The 18307-nt window shown below is 67.8% G+C and carries 19 protein-coding genes; 9 read left to right on the forward strand and 10 right to left on the reverse strand.

Going from position 1 to position 18307, the window contains the following annotated elements; all coding sequences use genetic code 11:
- Positions 1-97: 97 nt before the first annotated feature.
- Both NL126_RS19860 and NL126_RS19865 read right to left on the reverse strand, forming a co-directional pair.
- Positions 98-1258 carry a pyridoxal phosphate-dependent aminotransferase gene (locus tag NL126_RS19860; protein ID WP_255196621.1) on the reverse strand — a complete coding sequence of 387 codons (1161 nt, stop codon included), beginning with the start codon at positions 1256-1258 and terminating at the stop codon, positions 98-100.
- Positions 1255-1743: an Lrp/AsnC family transcriptional regulator gene (locus tag NL126_RS19865; protein WP_255196622.1), complete on the reverse strand. Its 489-nt coding sequence runs from the start codon at positions 1741-1743 to the stop codon at positions 1255-1257. Before NL126_RS19865 ends, NL126_RS19860 begins: the two co-directional genes overlap by 4 nt.
- A 181-nt stretch (positions 1744-1924) precedes the next feature.
- On the opposite strand from NL126_RS19865, the gene NL126_RS19870 reads away from it, so the two are divergent.
- Both NL126_RS19870 and NL126_RS19875 read left to right on the forward strand, forming a co-directional pair.
- Entirely contained in the window at positions 1925-2113 is a 189-nt protein-coding gene (locus tag NL126_RS19870; RefSeq protein WP_255196623.1) for a DUF7317 family protein, read from the forward strand.
- 34 nt (positions 2114-2147) lie between these two features.
- A complete protein-coding gene (locus tag NL126_RS19875; protein ID WP_255196624.1) occupies positions 2148-3422 on the forward strand; it encodes an MFS transporter in 1275 nt (424 codons plus the stop codon).
- On the opposite strand, the gene NL126_RS19880 is transcribed toward NL126_RS19875, so the two are convergent.
- Positions 3423-5234 (reverse strand): LEA type 2 family protein, encoded by a 1812-nt coding sequence (locus NL126_RS19880; RefSeq protein WP_255196625.1) that lies wholly within the window; start codon positions 5232-5234, stop codon positions 3423-3425.
- Between the two features lie 115 nt (positions 5235-5349).
- Here NL126_RS19880 and NL126_RS19885 point away from each other — a divergent pair, with 115 nt between their 5' ends.
- Positions 5350-5922: a thioredoxin family protein gene (locus tag NL126_RS19885; protein WP_255196626.1), complete on the forward strand. Its 573-nt coding sequence runs from the start codon at positions 5350-5352 to the stop codon at positions 5920-5922.
- A 21-nt stretch (positions 5923-5943) separates the two neighbouring features.
- Here NL126_RS19885 and NL126_RS19890 read toward each other — a convergent pair whose 3' ends face one another.
- Together NL126_RS19890 and NL126_RS19895 are read right to left on the reverse strand one after the other, a co-directional pair.
- Entirely contained in the window at positions 5944-6150 is a 207-nt protein-coding gene (locus NL126_RS19890) for a hypothetical protein (RefSeq protein WP_255196627.1), read from the reverse strand.
- Positions 6151-6243: 93 nt separating this feature from the next.
- The gene (locus NL126_RS19895) at positions 6244-7797 is read right to left on the reverse strand and encodes a uracil-xanthine permease family protein (RefSeq protein WP_255196628.1); all 1554 of its coding nucleotides are present in this window, start codon (positions 7795-7797) and stop codon (positions 6244-6246) included.
- 92 nt (positions 7798-7889) lie between these two features.
- Here NL126_RS19895 and NL126_RS19900 point away from each other — a divergent pair, with 92 nt between their 5' ends.
- Complete coding sequence (locus NL126_RS19900) at positions 7890-8840, forward strand: mechanosensitive ion channel family protein (RefSeq protein ID WP_255196629.1); 951 nt, start codon at positions 7890-7892, stop codon at positions 8838-8840.
- A gap of 115 nt (positions 8841-8955) precedes the next feature.
- On the forward strand, positions 8956-10944 hold the full coding sequence (locus NL126_RS19905) for a DUF7527 domain-containing protein (RefSeq protein ID WP_255196630.1): 1989 nt from the start codon (positions 8956-8958) through the stop codon (positions 10942-10944).
- On the opposite strand, the gene NL126_RS19910 is transcribed toward NL126_RS19905, so the two are convergent.
- Positions 10941-11246, reverse strand: coding sequence for a hypothetical protein (locus tag NL126_RS19910; protein ID WP_255196631.1), 306 nt, complete (start codon positions 11244-11246; stop codon positions 10941-10943). The genes NL126_RS19905 and NL126_RS19910 overlap by 4 nt on opposite strands.
- Before the next feature lie 172 nt (positions 11247-11418).
- Between NL126_RS19910 and NL126_RS19915 the strand changes: the two genes are divergently transcribed.
- Genes NL126_RS19915 through NL126_RS19925 form a run of 3 tightly spaced genes read left to right on the forward strand, consistent with a single transcriptional unit; the run spans position 11419 to position 13635 of the window.
- Positions 11419-12798 carry an adenylosuccinate synthase gene (locus NL126_RS19915; protein WP_255196632.1) on the forward strand — a complete coding sequence of 460 codons (1380 nt, stop codon included), beginning with the start codon at positions 11419-11421 and terminating at the stop codon, positions 12796-12798.
- A 45-nt stretch (positions 12799-12843) separates the two neighbouring features.
- Complete coding sequence (locus tag NL126_RS19920) at positions 12844-13038, forward strand: methytransferase partner Trm112 (protein ID WP_255196633.1); 195 nt, start codon at positions 12844-12846, stop codon at positions 13036-13038.
- 42 nt (positions 13039-13080) lie between these two features.
- Positions 13081-13635, forward strand: coding sequence for a DUF7524 family protein (locus tag NL126_RS19925; protein WP_255196634.1), 555 nt, complete (start codon positions 13081-13083; stop codon positions 13633-13635).
- On the opposite strand, the gene NL126_RS19930 is transcribed toward NL126_RS19925, so the two are convergent.
- Positions 13636-14724 (reverse strand): DR2241 family protein, encoded by a 1089-nt coding sequence (locus NL126_RS19930; protein ID WP_255196635.1) that lies wholly within the window; start codon positions 14722-14724, stop codon positions 13636-13638.
- A complete protein-coding gene (locus NL126_RS19935; protein ID WP_255196636.1) occupies positions 14724-15590 on the reverse strand; it encodes a CbiX/SirB N-terminal domain-containing protein in 867 nt (288 codons plus the stop codon). Before NL126_RS19935 ends, NL126_RS19930 begins: the two co-directional genes overlap by 1 nt.
- A gap of 87 nt (positions 15591-15677) precedes the next feature.
- On the opposite strand from NL126_RS19935, the gene NL126_RS19940 reads away from it, so the two are divergent.
- Positions 15678-16727 carry a Gfo/Idh/MocA family protein gene (locus NL126_RS19940; RefSeq protein ID WP_255196637.1) on the forward strand — a complete coding sequence of 350 codons (1050 nt, stop codon included), beginning with the start codon at positions 15678-15680 and terminating at the stop codon, positions 16725-16727.
- Between the two features lie 326 nt (positions 16728-17053).
- Here NL126_RS19940 and NL126_RS19945 read toward each other — a convergent pair whose 3' ends face one another.
- Positions 17054-17881, reverse strand: a complete 828-nt coding sequence (locus NL126_RS19945) for a carbon-nitrogen family hydrolase (RefSeq protein WP_255196638.1) — start codon at positions 17879-17881, stop codon at positions 17054-17056.
- Positions 17878-18306, reverse strand: a complete 429-nt coding sequence (locus NL126_RS19950) for an SRPBCC family protein (protein ID WP_255196639.1) — start codon at positions 18304-18306, stop codon at positions 17878-17880. Before NL126_RS19950 ends, NL126_RS19945 begins: the two co-directional genes overlap by 4 nt.
- Between the last annotated feature and the right edge of the window lies 1 nt (position 18307).

Raw genomic sequence — 18307 nt, forward strand, 5'->3', positions numbered from 1 at the left:
CATAGACATATTTACACGAGGTAACGACTGCATAACTACCAGACAGGACAGGCTTACTCGAAGTCACGATCGGACCGGAACGACGGCCCGAACTCCGTTACTTGACGAACCGTTCGAGACGGTCCATCGCGACGCGCAGGTCGTCGAGGCCGGTGGCGTACGACATCCGGAGGTGCGTCTCCCCGCCGGCCCCGAACGCGTCGCCGGGGACGACCGCCACCTGTTCGGCCTCAAGGAGGTCCTCGGCGAACTGCGCGGGGTCGCCGGTCGGGCACTCCGGGAAGACGTAGAACGCGCCTGTCGCCTCGAAGCAGTCGACGCCCATCTCCTCGAGTCGAGCGAGCACGAACCGTCGACGGCGGTCGTACTGGCTCGTCATCTCGTCGACGTCCGACCCGCAGGAGTCGAGCGCCTCCAGCGCGGCGTGCTGGGCTGTCGTGGGGGCCGACAGCATCGTGTACTGGTGGACGCGGTTCATCGCCCCGATGACGCCCGGCGGGCCGAGCGCGTAGCCCAGCCGCAGGCCAGTCATCGCGTACGCCTTCGAGAAGCCGTTGAACACCACGGTCCGCTCGCGCATCCCGGGGAGCGTCGCGATGGAGGTGTGCTCGCCCTCGTAGGTGAGTGCGGCGTAGATCTCGTCGGCGAGGACCGCGAGGTCGTGGTCGCGGCAGAACGCGGCGACCGCCTCCATGTCCTCGCGGTCCATCGTCGCGCCCGTTGGGTTGTTCGGGTAGCAGTACACGAGCAGGTCGGCCTCGTCGGCGCCCGCCTCGTACAGCGTCTCGGGCGTGAGTTTGAACTGGTCCTTCGCGTGCGTGGGGACACGGCAGACCTCGCCGCCGGCGAAGACGACGCCCGGCTCGTACGAGACGTACGACGGCTGGGCGACAGCCACCGTGTCGCCGGGGTCGACCAGCGCCCGGAAGGCGACGTCGAGCGCCTCGCTCGCGCCCGCCGTGACGAGAATCTCCTCGGCGGGGTCGTACGAGAGGTCGTACCGCTCGACGTGGTCGGCGATGGCTTCGCGGAGTTCGAGCATCCCGCGGTTGGCGGTGTAGGAGGTCTGCCCGCGTTCCAGCGAGGTGATGGCGGCCTCTCTCGCGCGATAGGGGGCGGCGAAGTCGGGTTCGCCCACGCCGAGCGAGATGACGTCGTCCATCTCCGCGGCGAGCTCGAAGAACTTCCGGATGCCCGACGGCGGCACCGACTGCACGCGCTGTGAGGGTTCGAGGGGGTGGCTCGTCTCCTCGCTCATGGTGAGTACGAGAGCCGGTCGTCGTCCCGGACCTCGTCGAACCGGTGGCCGTTCGTCTTGTACGTCTCCATGATGTAGTGGGTGACCGTCTGCGTGATCTCGGGGACGGGAGCCACCTTCTCGGAGACGAACCGCGACACCTCGCCCATCGTGTCGGCCTCGACTTCGAGCGCGAAGTCGTAGTCCCCCGAGACGAGTCGGAGCGACTTGACCTCGGGGAACCCCGCGAGCCGGTCGGCGATGTCGTCGTAGGAGGTCTCACGGTCGAGCGTCACGTTACACTCGACGTGCGCCTGTACGGGCTCGTCGTCGAGCTTTGCGGGGTCGACGACGGCCTGATAGCCGACGACGACACCGTCCGATTCGAGTGCGGCGATGGCCGCTTCCACTGCGGCTTCGTCTGCGCCCGTCATGCGCGCGAGGTCGGCGGTCGAATAGCGGGCGTTCTCGCGGAGCAACTCGAGGATCTCACCGCGCTCGTCCATATTCGTTCCCGGAGCAGGCCGGAGTTAACGCTTGCGACGACGGCGGGGTTTTCGACCGCGGCTGTTGTTCACGTATGATCATGTATAACCATCGCGTCGATCCCTTCCTCGTCAACGGCTGTCTTGGTGTGATATATAATCTCACGATATTCTTATTATCCATCCCTATCGAAGGGTGAGTATGCACCAGCACGCGTTGGAAACGGCGCTGTCACTCTACGAAAGCGGAACCTACACACTGGAGATGGCCGCTCGCCAGGCGGGCGTCGAAGAGTCCCGCCTGCTCGACTCCATCGCCCGACGTGGCATCGAGGCCGGCGAGCACCTCCCCGAGGGCGTCCGCGAGCGGCGCCGCGTCGCCGCCGACTGACAGCGTTTAGGTTCCCCGGGCCGAACACCCGGGTGTGGCATCCGACTCCGCGCGCGTCGTGGGACTCGTTGCCGGGTCCCACCTGGTAAACCACGCGTACCTCATCCTTCTCCCGCCAGCGTTCCCGTTCCTCGCGAGCGACTTCGCCGTCTCGACCGCCCAGCTCGGGCTCGCAGTCGGCGTGTTGGGTGCCGTCGTCACCGCTCTCCAGCTCCCGCTCGGCTACGTCTCGGACACGTACTCGCGACGACTCGTTCTCGGCCTCTCGCTCGTCGTCGGCGCCATCGGCTGTGCGATGGCCGCGCTCGCCCCCTCCTTCGAGTGGCTACTTCTGGCGCAGGTCGTGATGGGCATCGGCGTCGCCGGTCACCATCCGGCGCACTACCCACTGCTGTCGGCAGCGACCGAGGAGTCGAAACGTGGGCGCGCCTACTCGGTCCACGGCTTCACGGGTGCAATCGGACTCGCCGCCCCGTTCGCGGTCGTCCCACTCGCGACCCTCCTCGGCTACGACTGGCGCGTGGCGTTTGGCGCTGTCGCCGCGGCCGGCGCGCTGTACGCCGTCGGCTGTCTCGCCGCGTTCCGCTCGGTCCCGCGCCACATCACGCACCCCCCGAACCACAAACCGCTCCCCCGACCCGCAGACATCTCTGCCGGCCACCTCAACGGCGTCGCCGAGCGCGTCGCCGGTGGCGTCCGCGCTCAGGTCCAGGGATTCCGGGCGACCCCCGTGATTCCGGTACTGACGGCGCTCTGGTTCGTCAACAGCGTCGCAGCGTGGGGCGTCCGGACGTATGCGCCCACGCTCCTCGCCGACGGCTACGGGCTCGACCCGGCGACGGCAAGCCTCGTCGGCTCGGCGATGCTCGGGGTCGGCGCGCTGTTCATCCTCGTCGGCGGCTACCTGACCGACGGACTCGGCGCGCTCACCACGATGCTCACCGGCTATGGCGTGCTCGTCGCGCTCGCCGCGGGGCTCGCGACGACCGCCCTCCCGCTCGTCCTCGCCGTCGGTGCTGTGCTGGTGCTCTCCTCGACCGTCGACGTCTCCCGGCCCGCGCGGTCGATGCTCACGGACGCGGCCTCCGCCCGCGGTGACGTGGGCAAGAACTTCGCGCTGATGACCATCGGCATCTCGGCCGGGGGGGCGGTCGCCCCTCCCGTGTTCGGCTTCCTCATCGAGCGGGTCGGCGTCGACACGGCGTTCTACGGCGTCGCGGCCACCGCGCTCGTGGCGTTCGGGCTCGCGGTCGGCGTGCGTGCCGTCGGGCTCGGGTCCGCGACCGAAACCGCGGCCGCGGCAGACTAGTCAGAAGACGTCCGTAGTGACCGTCTGGTTGCCCGAGAAGGAGTCGACCTTCACGCGCTTCTCTCCGAGCGGCGACGACACGGTGAGATACACCTCGGTCTCCAGCGTCGAGGACTCGCCGTTCCGGACGTGCGTCGGCCACCACGCAGCCATCTTGGAGTTGTCGAGGACGAACGTCGGGTCGATGGTGCGGGTGGAGAGCGGGGCAATCTGGTAGCGTTCGTCGACCGTCCGGTTGGCCGCGAGGACGACGCCGTTCAGCTGCACCGTGTACGTGATGTCCTCGATGGTGATGGAACGCGTGCGCTCGTTGCGTATCGTCACGGCGCTCTGGATGGGCGCACGCTGTTCGGTCGCCTTCCCCCACGCGGCCCGCGTCTCGGTGATGGTCGCGACCTGGCGACCGTTCTGTTCGACCGCTCGATTGCTCGTGTCGTTGAAGTCGGCGAGTAGGTCGGTCTCCAGTGTGCGCTCGCGGTCCTCCGTCGGCGCATCGAGCGTCGTCACGCCCACGTCGACGGCGGCATCGGTCTGCGTGACCACCGTCGAGACCTCGTCGCGATTCAGGTGGCGCGCCCACCACGCCGGCACGGTCGAGTGCCGGAACTCGCTCGTCAGCGTGAACTCGTTCGTCCCGGAGTCGAGCGTTCCCGTCGTCGTCGAGCCGTTCGCCACCGCCACGTCGTTGATGGTCGTCTGCTGGTCGAGCTGGAGCCGCAGGAGCTGGCCCACCTCGCCGTCGTTCGGGTTGTCGACCACCAGTCGACTCTCGATGTCGGTCGTTCGCTCGCCAACCGTCCCCCAGTCGCTCTCGGTGCCGACGAGGACGGGCTCGCGGAACGAGAGCGACTCGTCACTGGTCTCGACCGGCTCGACCGTCGTGTTGCCGTCGCCGAGGAACGCACTCTGGATGCGTGCCTCGCGCTCGAACACCGAGACGGGGACGCGCTGCCGATCGCCGTCCCGCTCGACGACGCCGTACACCTCGACCGAGAGCCGCGTCGTCTGGTTGTTCTGGAGGTGGCTCACCCACCACGCCTGCATCCGGGGGGTGTCGATGGCCGGGCGAACCGTGTACGCCGTCGACTCGCCGGGCTGGAGGACGAACCCCTCGTCGGTGGTGCCGTTGCCCACGACGACGCCGTTCATCTCGATGCGGTACTCGGTGCCGTCGAGCCGAACGAGCTCGTCGTGGCGGTTCTCGACTCGACTCGTGACGACGATGGGACTCCGTTCGAGGTCGGCGTCGCCCCACCGCGCCGTCTGGTTCGAGACGACGAGGAGTGTCCGGTCGTCGATGGCGACCGCACGGGGCTCCTCCCGGCTGAACGACCCGAGCAGGTCCGTCGTGATGGTCCGGTTCTGCGGCGGGAGGTCGCTGCCGACGGGGACGCCCGTCACCGACACCGACGGCGCGATGGAGAGCACCGTTCGCTCGTCGTTGTTGACGTGCGTCACCCACCACGCCGGCACCTTCTCGTTGTCGAGTTCGGCGGTGATGTTGATCTCGTTTCGGCCGGGCGCCAGCCCGACGCCCCCCTTCGACCCCTCGGCCATCGTGACGCGGTTCATCCGCACCTCGTACTGGACTGCCGCCGCGCCCGGTATCGACTCGTTGTTCGGGTTGTAGACGACGACGTGTGACTGGACGGCCGTCGTCTCGGCGGTCACCGCACCGAACTCGGTTTCGACCGCACGAAGCTCCGGCTGCTCGAAGTTCGAGCCGAGCTGGTAGACGTACAGTCCCCCGACTGCCCCGACGAGCAACAGGAGCGCCGCCCCTACTTTCAGTGCCGTCGCGCGTTCGACCATTCACTGCCGGCTACGAACGCAATGCCTCTAAATACGGGGGACGGTTCGTGACTCGATTCACCCCATCGCGGAGGACGAGGACAACGCCTTTTCCGCCGCCCCCCATACACGAGGTATGGTCCAGATGGAATCCGACTCGGAGCTGACGCGCGGCGACACCGCGCCTGACTTCTCGCTGGTCGGCGCGGACGGGGCGATGTACTCGCTCGACTCCTTCGCGGACAACGACGCGCTGCTCGTCGTGTTCACGTGTAACCACTGCCCGTACGCGAAGGCGAAGTTCGAGACGCTCAACGACATCGCCGCCGACTACGACGACTGCGCAGTCGTCGGCATCAACCCGAACGACGCCGAGAACTATCCGGACGACAGCTACGAGCGGATGTGCGAGCTCGTCGACGACGGCACCGTCGCCTACGATGCGTACCTCTACGACGAGACACAGGACGTCGCCCGCGCGTACGGTGCGGTCTGCACCCCCGACCCGTTCCTCTTCGAGCGAGACGACGAGGCGTGGACGCTGGCGTACCACGGCCGACTCGACGACGCGATGAACCCCGAAGACTCGCCCTCTGGTGAGCCCGGATTCGAGGTTCGGCAGGCGATCGACGCCGTGCTCGCGGGGGAGACCGTCTCGCTCGACGACACCCCCTCGCGGGGCTGTTCGATCAAGTGGAAATCGGAGTAACTGTCGTCGGTCGCGGCGTCGCTATTTCTCGACGCGGTCGGGCGTGCCCGTCCACGTGCGCGTACCGCCGACGAGGTCGACGGTCCAGACGGTGAACGCGGTGACGAGCACCAGCGCGAACGCGAGGATGCCGACCGAGCTTATCAGGATGCTATCCAGCAGACCGCCGGCGGCCGTGACGAGCAGGCTGAGCGCCCACACGGCCGTGAACGACTCGATGTGTTCCATGCCTGTACAGGCGGCGTACAGACGGATAAACGGCACGCGAGACGGGATAGCGTGGGCCGCACTGTCGTGGGGCAGCGGCCGAAACGCGCCGAATCAGTCGTCCGCGCTGTCGGGCGTCGGTCGGTTCCTCCGACTGGTCAGCCGCTCGACGAACGTCTGGAACTCGTCGTCGCCCTCCGCGATGCGCTCCCAGTCGGTGAGCCCCCGTTCCTCGCGGGTTCCGGCGACGGTGTTGTCGAGGACGAACGCGACGAAGCCGCCGACGGCCATCTGGACGCCGCCGACGATGAATATGGTTCGCGCGACCCCTTCGAGACCGAGGACGGGGCCGAGGACGGGCACCGCCGCGAACCCCTGCTGAAGCGCGGTGTACCCCTCGAGGCTCCCGATGTACTGCGGGATCGCCATCCCGGCGAACAGCGCGATGCCGATGATGAAGATGTTGCGCGAGGAGTCGAGGTCGACGTACTTCAGGTTCGACAGGCCGACCGCGACGATCTGGCCGAACATCGCGATGTAGAGCCCACCGACGATGGGGGCGGGGATGGTGGCGATGAGCTGGCCGAAGTAGCCGACGAACCCCGCGAACAGCATCACGACGGCACCGATCTGGACGACGTACCGCGAGGCGACGCCCGTGATGCCGATGGCGCCGATGTTCTCGGAGTAGGAGGTGGAGCCGCCGGTACCCATCAGCCCCGAGAACACGTTCATCAGCCCCTCCATCCCGATGCCGTGGTTGATGCGCTTCGCCGAGGGGGCGCCCGCGCCGGACATCCGGGCGACTGCGTGGTAGTCGGCGAACGACTCGACGATGGACGCGAGCACACCGGCGAACATCCCGACGATGAACGACGCCTCGAACTGCGGCATCCCCCACTGGAGCGGGTAGATGAGGAAGACGGGGTCGGTGTTCGTCACCTGCGCGAGATTGATGTAGCCGGGGTCACCCTGCGGGATGACGCCCACGAGTGGGTGTGACAGGACGGCGGCGAGGATCCACGCCGTCGCGATGCCGAGCAGGATGGGGAACAGCCCGAACAGCCGCGAGCGGTCGCCGAGATACTGCGAGAACACGACGATGAGCCCGAGCGTCAGCAGCAGCAGGTACCAGTTGTTCGTCGTGCTCGTGATCTGCGGCGCAGAGAACAGCGACAGCCCGATGAGTGCGACGACCGGTGCGACGACGACCGGCGAGAGGTACTCGCGGATCTTCCCCACGAGACCGAAGTAGCCGATGGCGACCTCCGCGAGCGCCGCGGTGATGATAGCGCCCTGGAGGAAGAGGAGTTTCGCGTTCCAGTCGGGGACGCCGGCGAGTGCCACCTCGCTGGTGACGATGGCGATGCCGGGGGCGAGCATCGAGAACGGCGCGCCCTGTACGATCGGATAGCGGTTCCCGATGGTCGTCTGCGCGAGCGTCGCGAGCCCCGAGACGACGAAGAACGTGCCCACGAACTTCGCGGTCACGGCCGTCGGCATCCCCATCAGCCCCGCGAGGATGAGCGGGACGGCGATGTTCGCGCCGATCATCGTCAGGTAGTGCTGGACACCGAGCAGGACGGACTCGCCCAGCGGTGGTTTGTCGTCGATGCCGTACTCCACGAGCGCGTCACTCTCGCCCGAGGGTGCCTCTGAGTCTGCCATGTTCGCACGTCGGTGCCCAGAGTCGGTAGATAAATCTCCCGGTCGCACAGCCCAACGCAACCTTTTCGCCGAGGGGCCCCGACTCCTCGAACGTGAAACGGCTCGGCTACCTCTCGCTTCTCCTCGCCGCGGTCGCCACCCTACTCGCGCGACTCGTCGGGCAACTGGACCCGCTCGGGACGCTGTACGCCGGGCTCACGGTGAACTTCGTCGCCGGTAAGCTCCTCTCGCTTCTGGCCGTCGTGTTCGCCACCTACGGCCTCTACATCGTCCTCTCGCGCGTCATCATCGCGCGGGCGGCGGACAAACGCCGAAAACACGACATCAGGAACGTCGTCCGCCTGCTGTTCATCGTGGTCGGCCTCGTCGCGGTGTTCGGCGTCCTCACCGAGCAGTGGGTCGGCGTGCTGTTCTCGCTCGGCGTCGTCGGCTTCGCCGTCACGTTCGCGCTCCAGCAGCCGCTGTTCTCGCTCATCGGCTGGTTCTACATCATGCTCAAACGCCCCTACCAGGTGGGTGACCGCGTCGCCATCGAGGGGTCGAAAGGCGACGTCGTGGAGGTCGACTTCCTCGTGACGACGCTCTGGGAGATAAACGGCGATCTCGTCTCCTCGAACCAGCCGTCGGGGCGCATCGTCACGCTCCCGAACTCGGTGGTGCTCTCCTCGCACGTCCACAACTACTCGTGGGAGGGGTTCCCGTACGTCTGGAACGAACTCTCGGTGCAGGTCGCCTACGAGACCGACCTCGCCTTCGCCCGTGAACTGATGGTCGAGACCGCGGACGACTACCTCGGCGACGAGATGGCAGGCCACATCGCCGACTACCGGATGCGGCTCGACGAGACGCCGGTCGAACTCGAGGTCGGTGAACGCCCCTCCGTCAACGTGGTCCAGAAGGAGTCGTGGGTCGAGCTCAAGCTCCGGTATCTGGTCAGCCCGCGCGAGGGAACGCGGGTCCGAAACGAGCTGTACACCCGCATCCTCGAGAAGATGAACGACGCGCCGGACAGGGTGGCGTTCCCGGTGAGCCGGAACCGGTAAGCTGTCACGCGTCGTCGCCACGGGGCGGACAGCGTGGGGTCGCTGTCGGCGCGTGTCCATTTTCCCCCCCGAAGAGGCCGGAACTTATTTGCTCGCGGTGGCGCTGGTCCGGGGTATGGAGACTTGGGTCGACGAGATAGAGGGCTGGGACGACCGGCCCTTCTCAGGTGGGTACGACGGCCTGCACGACCTCGCAGCCACCGACTTCTCCGGCGCGGTGTCGGCCGGCGGGACGTGGCTGTTCATGGTGAACGGCCGCGTCGTCGCCGTGGTCCAGTACCGACAGACCCGCGCCGGTTCCGAAGTGGTCGACGCCGACATCGACCGGTTCGAGGACGCGTCGGGAACGGCCTACGCCGCGCCGGATCCGTCGATTCCGCTGCTCGTCGCGATGAAGACCCGCGACGGCGACTCGCGCGGGCGCTACTACTCGGTGAAGACCCCCATCGACGAGGTGGCGGCCACCCTCGAAGACGGCGGGTTCACCGGCTACATCGAGCTCTCGGAGAACGTCCTCTCGGGCGACTACTACTCGGTGTATCAGGCCGGGCGCTCGATGGACCTCGCGTTCATCGGGAACGCTCGTCGGCTCAAGACCGGTGAGGACGCCCACGAGCGGATGGTCGACGAGGTAGGCATCTACGAGGTGATCGCCGTCGACCTCGACGTCGTGGACATCCCCGGGGACTCGACGGGGGCGGAAGCGGCAGGCGCGGGAGCGGGCGCAGGAGCAGGAGCAGCGGGAGCAGCGGGCGCGGGGGCTATGGACGCTGAATCGACCGTCGAGTCGAACGGGGGCACCGACACCGCTCCGGCCGACCCGACGGAGAGCGAGCCCGTCACGGACCCGGCCGCCGAGCCCACGGAGCCCGAGGCCGCCATCGAGACCGTCGAGGAGCACGACGACCCGGCGACGGACAACGCCGACGAAGAGACAGAGACAGCACAGCCCGGGGAGGCTGCCACCGAGCCCGACGACGCCACCGAGCCGGGCGAGCCAACCCAGCCTGAACCGGAGGCAGATGACCCCGACCCGGTCACGGACCCCACGCCGCCGGCCGACGAGTCCGCCATGTCAGCCACCGACCAGCTCGCCACCCGGTCGGTGCCGTCGCTCGACCCGGCGAACTCCTCCAGCGGCGAACCGGCAGCGACCCCGTCCACGTCGTCACAGCCCGAGCCCGCGCCGGCGACGCCATCGACCGAGCCACAGTCGACGACCCAGCACGCCGACCCGGACGAGCTGGCCGACCTCCGCGAGGAGCTTCGTGAGGCGCGTGCGGAACTCGCGTCGACCCGCGAAGAGCGGGACGAGCTCGCCGCGACCGTCGAACAGCTCCGGGCGCGCATCCGTGAACTGGAGGCCAGTGCCGGCGGCGGTGGCGGTCCGTCGCTCACGCCCACGGAGGCGTTCGCGGGCACGAACCTGTTCGTGCGGTACGGCTCGAAGGGGGCGCTCACCGTCGAGGACGTCCACGACGGCGACGGCGACCTCGATGCGCTGCTGTCGAACCTACAACTGACACACCACACGCAGTTCGACGCAGCCGCTGCGACCGTCGATGGGCGGCCGTTCGACGACTGGCTCTCGAGCACCCAGCGGTACCGGTTCGCCCGTTGGCTCGTGACCGCACTCGTCCTCGAGATCCGCGAGACGGGCGCCGTCGACGGGATGCGCGACCTCTACGACGCGCTGCCGGAGCTCGACCGCGTCGAGTTCGACGGGAGCGTGACCGCCACGGACGAGGAGGGCGAGCGGTCGGTCGAGTTCGACATCGTCTGTCGGAACCGGATGGGCGAGCCGCTCGCCGTCGCCCGCCTCGAATCCTCGCGGGAGCCCGTCTCGGAGACCACCATGGGAGCGTTCGTCACCGACGCGACCGACGTGGTCCAGCGCCACGAGTCGCTCGTCGGAGCGTGTTACGTCACGTCGGCGTTCTTCGCACCGGAGGCACTGGAGACGGCACGTGAGGCGACGAGCGGAAGTCTGCTGTCGCGAGACAGGCGCAAGAGCTACGTGAAGATCTCACGGAACCGAGGGTACCACCTAGCGCTGGTGGAATCGAGAGAGGAGAACTTCCACCTATCGGTGCCGGACCTCTAGGACTGGATCTCGGGGACGTCGTCGATCTTCATCCCCTCGAGTTTGTCGATGATGTCGTTGATCTTGCCGTCGAGGTCACCGACGAACTCCGCGGTCGTCTCGGTGGTTATCGCGCCCTGGCTGGACGGCTCGATGAGGTTCTCCTCTTCGAGCACGCGCAGCGAGTACCGGACCTTGTGGTGGGGGTAGCCGGTCTCGTTGGACATCTTCACGATTCCGATAGGCTCGTTCTCGATGACCATCTTCAGAACCTGGAGATGGCGCTCGAGCATATCGACTTCCTTCTCAAGCCTGTCTATCATGGCATTTGTTAACTTGTGTTGGTTGCTTTTAAAGGTTGCCCTAACGGAGGGTAGAATGGGAGTCTGAGCAGGCGTTCTCGACCGAGCTTTATGTACCTTGTGGCACGTTACCGGGCGTTCGCGGCTCCGGTATCGAAATCGGTTTACCCCGATGGTCGGATTCTCCGACGTAATGACCGTCACCATCGTCGGTGCGCAACTCGGCGACGAAGGGAAAGGTGGCATCGTCGACGTCTACGGCGAGGCTGCCGACGTGGTCGTCCGCTATCAGGGCGGCGACAACGCCGGACACACCGTCGTCCACGAGGGCGAGACGTACAAGCTCTCGCTCACCCCCTCCGGAGCGATTCGGGGCAAACAGGGGATTCTGGGCAACGGCTGTGTCGTGAATCCGAACACGCTGTTCGACGAGATCGACGCGCTCCGCGAGCGCGGACTCGACCCCGACGTCCGCGTCGCCGAGCGCGCCCACGTCATCCTCCCGTATCATCGCGTCCTCGACGGCATCGAGGAACGTGCGAAGAGCGAGAGCGACGACGAGATCGGCACCACGGGCCGCGGCATCGGCCCGACGTACGAGGACAAGGCCGGCCGTCGCGGCGTTCGCGTCGGCGACCTCCTCGCGCCTGAGGTGCTCCGGAACCGTCTCGAACGCGTGATTCCGCAGAAGCGCGCCATCGTCGCGGAGGTGTTCGACATCGACGTCGACGACCTCGACCGCCCCGAAGCGTTCGACGTCGACGCGATGTACGAGCAGGCCCGCGCCTACGGCGAGCGACTCGCCGAGGAGGACATGGTCGTCAACGCCAGCGCGTTCCTCGCAGACGCCCGCGAGGCCGGCCAGAACATCATGTTCGAGGGCGCACAGGGCACCATCATCGACATCGACCACGGCAACTACCCGTTCGTCACCTCGTCGAACCCGACTGCGGGCGGCGCGGCCGTCGGCTCGGGCGTCAGCCCCGGCGTCGTCGGCTCCGGCGAGATCGTCGGCATCGTGAAGGGGTATCTCACCCGCGTCGGGAGCGGCCCGATGCCCACCGAACTCGGGGGCGTCGTCGGCGACACGCCCGGGTACGACGAGCAGGGCGCCGGCGAGAACGAGGAACTCGCCACGCACATCCGCGAGGAGGGTGGCGAGTACGGCACCGTCACCGGCCGTCCGCGTCGCGTGGGCTGGCTCGACCTCCCGATGCTGCGCCACTCCGCGCGGGTCAACGGCTTCACGGGGCTCGCCGTCAACCACATCGACACCCTCGCCGGCCTCGACGAGGTGAAGGTCGGCTACTCGTACACGCTCGACGGCGAGGAACTCATGACGATGCCCGCGACGACCGAGAAGTGGGCCCGCTGTGAGGCGAACCTCCGGACGTTCGACGGCTGGCCGGCGTTCGACGCCGCGACCGTCGCCGAGGAGGGCTACGAAGCGCTCCCCGAGAACGCCCGCGAGTACCTGGAGTTCCTGAGCGACGAGCTCGACGCGCCCATCTTCTGTGTCGGGGTCGGCCCCGGCCGCGGCGAGACCGTCGTCGTCGAAGACGTCTGGGAATAGGTCGGCTCCGGCACGCTTTTGCCGGGCCCGCTCTCAGTTCGACGCATGAAGGAGGACCTGATGGACATCATCTGCTGTCCGCTGGACAAGTCGGAGCTCGACCTCGAGGTCATCCAGCGCGACGACGACGGCGAGATTCTGGAGGGCCGGCTCGTCTGCACCGAGTGCGGCGAGGAGTACCCCATCGAGGACGGCATCCCGAACCTCCTCCCGCCGGACATGCGGGAGGCCAGCGCGTAACCGAGCGAACGCTTTTTACCGAACCCACGCGAGCCTCCGGGCGTGACGGACACGCTCGTCGCCGAGATCAACCGCCAGCGACTCCACTCACTCGAGGTCCCCGAGTCGTTCGAGACCGGCGGCTCGTTCGTCGTCGAGTTGCGCAACCGCGGCGAGTCCACGCACGTCCACCTCCACCTCGACGACTCGCTGTCGGCGGTCGCACGACTCGAAGCCAACAACCACTACGTCCGGGCGGAGGCAACCCGCCGGGTCAGAATCGAGGTCGACGCCCCCGAGGACACCGAAATCACGGGGCGACTCAAAGTCGTCACGGCCTACGGCGCCGAGACGCGCTACGTGACGGTGACCGTCGACAACACGCCCCCGAACTCCGTGCAGGTCGACCCCGAACTCGGGAAGCCCAAACCGCGCGACGAGGAGTCCTCGCCGCTCGCGGGGCTCGACCCAGCGTTGCTCGGCGTGGGACTGCTCGGCATCGTCGCCGTCGTCCTCGCGGTGGGAGCGGTGTTCGCAGCCGACGGCCTCAACATCATCCTCGGCGTCCTGGCAGTCCTCGCGGGGATCGTCGCCGCCGGACTGCTCACGATTCGGTAGCTACTCCTCGGTGGCGCGGTCGGTCGGCACGCCACAGAGGTTGCCGTCGTCGTCCATCAGCTTCGCGCGGAGGAACCGCGCGCGGTAGCGGTTCGCGCCCTCGTTCACGTCGGCTTCTCGAATCTCGTCCGTGCGGTCGTCCGCAACCGCATCCACGATGTCCTCGAGCTGTTCCTTCTCGGAGGGCGTGAGCTCGAACGAGTACGTCTGGGGTTCTTCGCCCTCGAGGCGGGTCCACTTGCGGGCGGCCGCGATGACGAGCGAACACGGCTCGCGACACGGGAACACGCCGTCGCCACCGTCGACGTCGAGGTCGGTCTCGTCGTCGTACTGCCACTCGCGGCGCTTCAGACACTGCGAGTCGTCGCAGCACGCTTCGGCGACCCAGTTGACGTGCTCGTGGCTCTCCCCGCGGTTCCACGTCTTGACGACGCCGTAGATGCCGGTCTGGCGCTCGATGGCCTCCGCCCAGTGGTCGACGTCGAGTTCACCCTCGCGTTCGAGGTGCCAGTTGGTGATCGTCGCCGGATAGACGAGGTCGACGGCGCGCGTACACTCCCGGCCGTCGAGGTCGGTGAACGCCCAGCCGTGCGGGAGCGTCGGCGCAGTTTTCAGGGGGCGGTACCGGCCCTTGTCGTCGTGTTTGACGAGCCGACGGGCATCGAGCGGGTCGTCGTGGACCTCGAGGTCATCGAGCGGCACGTCGGCGTCGTCCTCGTGCCGGAGGTGATAGCGGCGCTCGCCGTCACCGGCGCGTTCGGCCGTGACCAGCACCTCGCCCCAGCTCCGCGAAACCCCGGTTTCGAGCGCCTCGTAACGCTCGACGAGGGGCCGGTCCTCGGCCCCCTCGACCCACCGGAGGAACGCGCGGTCGGCGTCACTCCGGATGTGCGACCAGTAGTGCCAGTTCGAGACGTATCGAGGGTGGTCGTTCGCCACGTCGTCGAACTCGGCGGCGGAGAGCCCGTCGTGGCTCGCCTCGGGGGTCTCGAATCGGTATCCGTCGTCGTCGTAGTCGACGACGAGGCCGTCGTAGTCGACGCCCGATGCGGCAGCCTCACGCAGGGCGACGAGCTGTGGTTCGTGCATCAGTTCGCCACCCGAGTTCGTTCCCGCACCTGCTCGATTGCATCACCCACCTCGGCACCGGCGTCGCGAGCGCGTTCGAGCACCACGTCGGCCATCAGGTCCTCGGTGCCCACGGCCCCGGCGTACCAGATGCGGTGGCCGTCGACTTCGGCGGGGACGTCGTAGCCCTCGCGGTAGTCGTCGGTGAGGCCCATGTCCTCCGGGATGTCCTCCTGCGTGTGGAAGCCGTCGGCGATGAACAGGGGGACGACGACGATATCCGGGCTCTCGAAGTGGTCCGTCACGTCGTCGACTTCGGGCTCCTCGTCCATGTAGAGTGGCTTCACCTCGTCGAACCGCCCCCGCTCGCGGATGCGGTCGGCGTGGTACTGGATGGCCTTCGCGCTGTTCTCGTTGCGCTCGGTGCCGTGGCCGACCACCGCCAGCCCGAACCCCGGGCCGACGTCGGGGTCGCCGGTCACCGTCTCGGCACGGCGCACGATGACGTCGGTCATCGCGTCGTGGGTGCCGACCGGCCCGCAGTAGTGGACGGTCTTGCCCGGAACGTCGCTCGCGGTGAGCGTCACGGAGTCGGCGCTGGTCCCGTCGGAGTCCCAGTCGTCGACGTCCCAGCCCTCCAGCCGGAGTTCGCGGGGGATGACCTGCTCGGTGAAGTAGCCCTCCGAGATGAACATCGGGACGACGTACACCTCGTCCGATTCGAGCGTGCGGAGCACCTCCCGGACGTGCGGCTCCTCCTTCCAGAACGCCGTACGCACTTCGTCGAACACGCCGGCCGCGCGGATGGTGTCGGCGTGGCGGTACGTCGGCGTCGAGGAGTCCGGGTTCAGGTGTGACCCGTGGGCGACGATGACGAGCGCCTGCATACCCGAAGCGAGGAGCGAACCCCGTTTAGGGATATCGGAGGCGGAACACCCCCGGCAGTTTTCTATCGCAGGACAGAACGTGTCGGCATGTCACTCGACGCCTTCTTCGAGTTCGAGCCTCGCGACTGGGACACCGCCCCCGACGGGACGGTTCGCTTCGCCGTGGTCGGCTGTGGTGGCTTCGCTCGAGACGTGGTTCTCCCGGCACTGGACGCCGCCGACTACTGCGAGCCGACCGTCGCCGTCTCCGGGACAGACGCGACCCGCACCGCCCTCGCAGACCGGTACGACACTGTTGGCATCGACTACGACGCGTACGCGGCGGGTGAGGCCACCGACGCGTACGACGCCGTCTACCTCGCGACCCCGAACCGACTCCACCTGCCGCACGCCGAAACGGCCGCACGGCTCGGAAAACCCGTCGTTTCGGAGAAGCCGCTCGAAGCGACCGTCGAGCGCGCCGAGCGGATGGTGGACGCCTGTGCCGACGCCGGCGTCCTGCTGGCGACGGCCTACCGGATGCAGTCCGACCCCGCGGTGCTGGCGCTCCGTGACTTCCTCCAGCGCGGTGGTGTGGGAGACGTGACGGCTCTCGCTGGGGATTTCACCGTCGACGCGCTCGCAGAGGACCGTGGCCCGGACCAGTGGCGACTCGACCCGGAGCTCGCCGGCGGAGGCGCGCTGATGGACCTCGGTGTCTACCCGCTGAACCTCGCCCGGTTCCTCCTCGGCACCGAGCCGGAGTGGGTCGACGGTCACACCCGCGGGTCGGGGCCGTACGCCGACGTGGACGAGCACGTGGCGTTCCACGTCGGCTTCCCGGACGCGTTCGGGTCGTTCTCCGCGTCGTTCACCGGACAGACGAACGCGAGCTTCCGGGTGCAGGGAACGGAGGGAAACGTCGTGGTCCGCGATGCGTTCCAGCCGAACCGCCCCCGAACGATGGTCGTCGAACGGGGCGACGAGCGGGTGACGTTCGACGGGCGCGGCGGTGGCGAGGTCCGCGAGATGTGCGACCGGGTCGCGCACGCGGTGCTGACCGGCGAGTCCGTCGGTTTCGACGGGGCCGACGGGCTCGCGGACGTGCGACTCATGGCACAGGTGTACGCGGCCGCCGAAGGCGAGAGGGGGGAGTGATCCCCGAGGCGGGCGGTGGGTGGTCGGGTGCCGGGCTCACCCGACCGGGTGGGCGATGTGTGGCCGTATCTGCTTCAGCGACGAGAAAAGCGTCGCATCAGCAATGAATAGTTCGGCCGCCTCACGGATAAACGTTCGTTTCCGTCAGACACGGAAACCGTGTGACGTGAGAGCGGTTGTCTCGACCTCCAGGAGTGGCGAGACAGCCAGTTTGGCCCGGTCGCGCAGTCCGTTGCGCTCCCTGCTCGCGGACCTGGGGCCCGCTCGCTCGAACGTGGCCTCACTCACGTTCGGCCACGCGCCGGTCGCGCAGCGCGGCTCACGGCTCACTCTGTTCGCCGTTCGCTCAGTCCGTTGCGCTCCCTTCGGTCGCGCAACGCGGGGAACTCCTCACGGACGCGCTCGACGCGCTCGGGGTGGATGTCAGCTACCACGAGCGTCGGGTCGTCGCCCGAAGAGGCGAGTACCGTGCCCCACGGGTCGTACACCGACGACCGACCCAGGAGGTCGGCGTCGTCGAACGACCCCGAGCCGTTCGCGGCGGCGACGTAACACTGGTTCTCGACTGCCCGGGCACGCGGGAGGAGTGTCCAGTGTTCGACGCGCGGGTAGGGCCACGCACTGGGTACGCAAACGAGCGTGACGCCGGCGTCGACCAGTTCGCGGTAGAGTTCGGGGAACCGCAGGTCGTAGCAGGTCGTCATCCCTACGGAGAACCCCTCGAAGTCGGCGATACCGAGCGATTCGCCGGCCGTCAACAGCTTCGACTCCGCGCTCTGGTAGCCGAACAGGTGGTGTTTCCGGTAGGTGGCGAGCCGGTCGCCCGACCGGTCGAACAGGACCGCAGTGTTGGCGAGCCCCTCGTCGACCGGCCCCTCACCGCTGGCCGCGAGGTCCTCGACGATGGAGCCCGCGAGCACGCCCACCTCGTGGTCGCGAGCCGTCTCGCGGATCCGGGTGAGCGTCGGCCCGTCGAGCGGTTCCGCCTCCCGTGCGTACAGGTCGAACGCGAAGTAGCCGACGTTGAACAGCTCAGGGAGGACGACGAGGTCCGCGCCGTCGTCGGCCGCCGTCTCGATGGCGGTCACGGCGCGGTCGACGTTCCGCGCCACCTGACCGGACTCGATGGCGAGTTGCGCGAGTGCGAGTCTCATGTATCGAGGCCGAGGTCCTTCCGGATGGCGGCTTCGAGGTTGTCGAGCTCGCCGTCGAGGTTCTTCTTGAAGAACCGCTCGACGCCGGGAACGCGCCCGTCGACGACGAACCGGTTGATGAGCCGCGTTCGCCCGTCTATCGACTCGACGGTGTGTTCACCCTGCACGCGCATCACCTTCGACTTCCCGATGAACCGGACGTACTCCCCCTCTCGCTTCTCCACGTCCTCGGTCTCGACGGCGATCGTCCGGTCGATGAAGCGGATGGGAATCTCGACGTGCCAGATGGCGGTGCCCGGTCCCGTGAGTTCGAACTCCGAGACGACGCTGATGAACTGGGCGCGCCGCTCCGGGTCGGCGATGAACGCCCAGACCGCCGCGGGTTCGGCGTCAAGTTCGAACGTCCGCTCGACCCGTACTGTCATA

This window comes from Halorarius litoreus, from assembly GCF_024362405.1.
In the GTDB taxonomy this organism is placed as follows: domain Archaea; phylum Halobacteriota; class Halobacteria; order Halobacteriales; family Haloarculaceae; genus Halorarius; species Halorarius litoreus.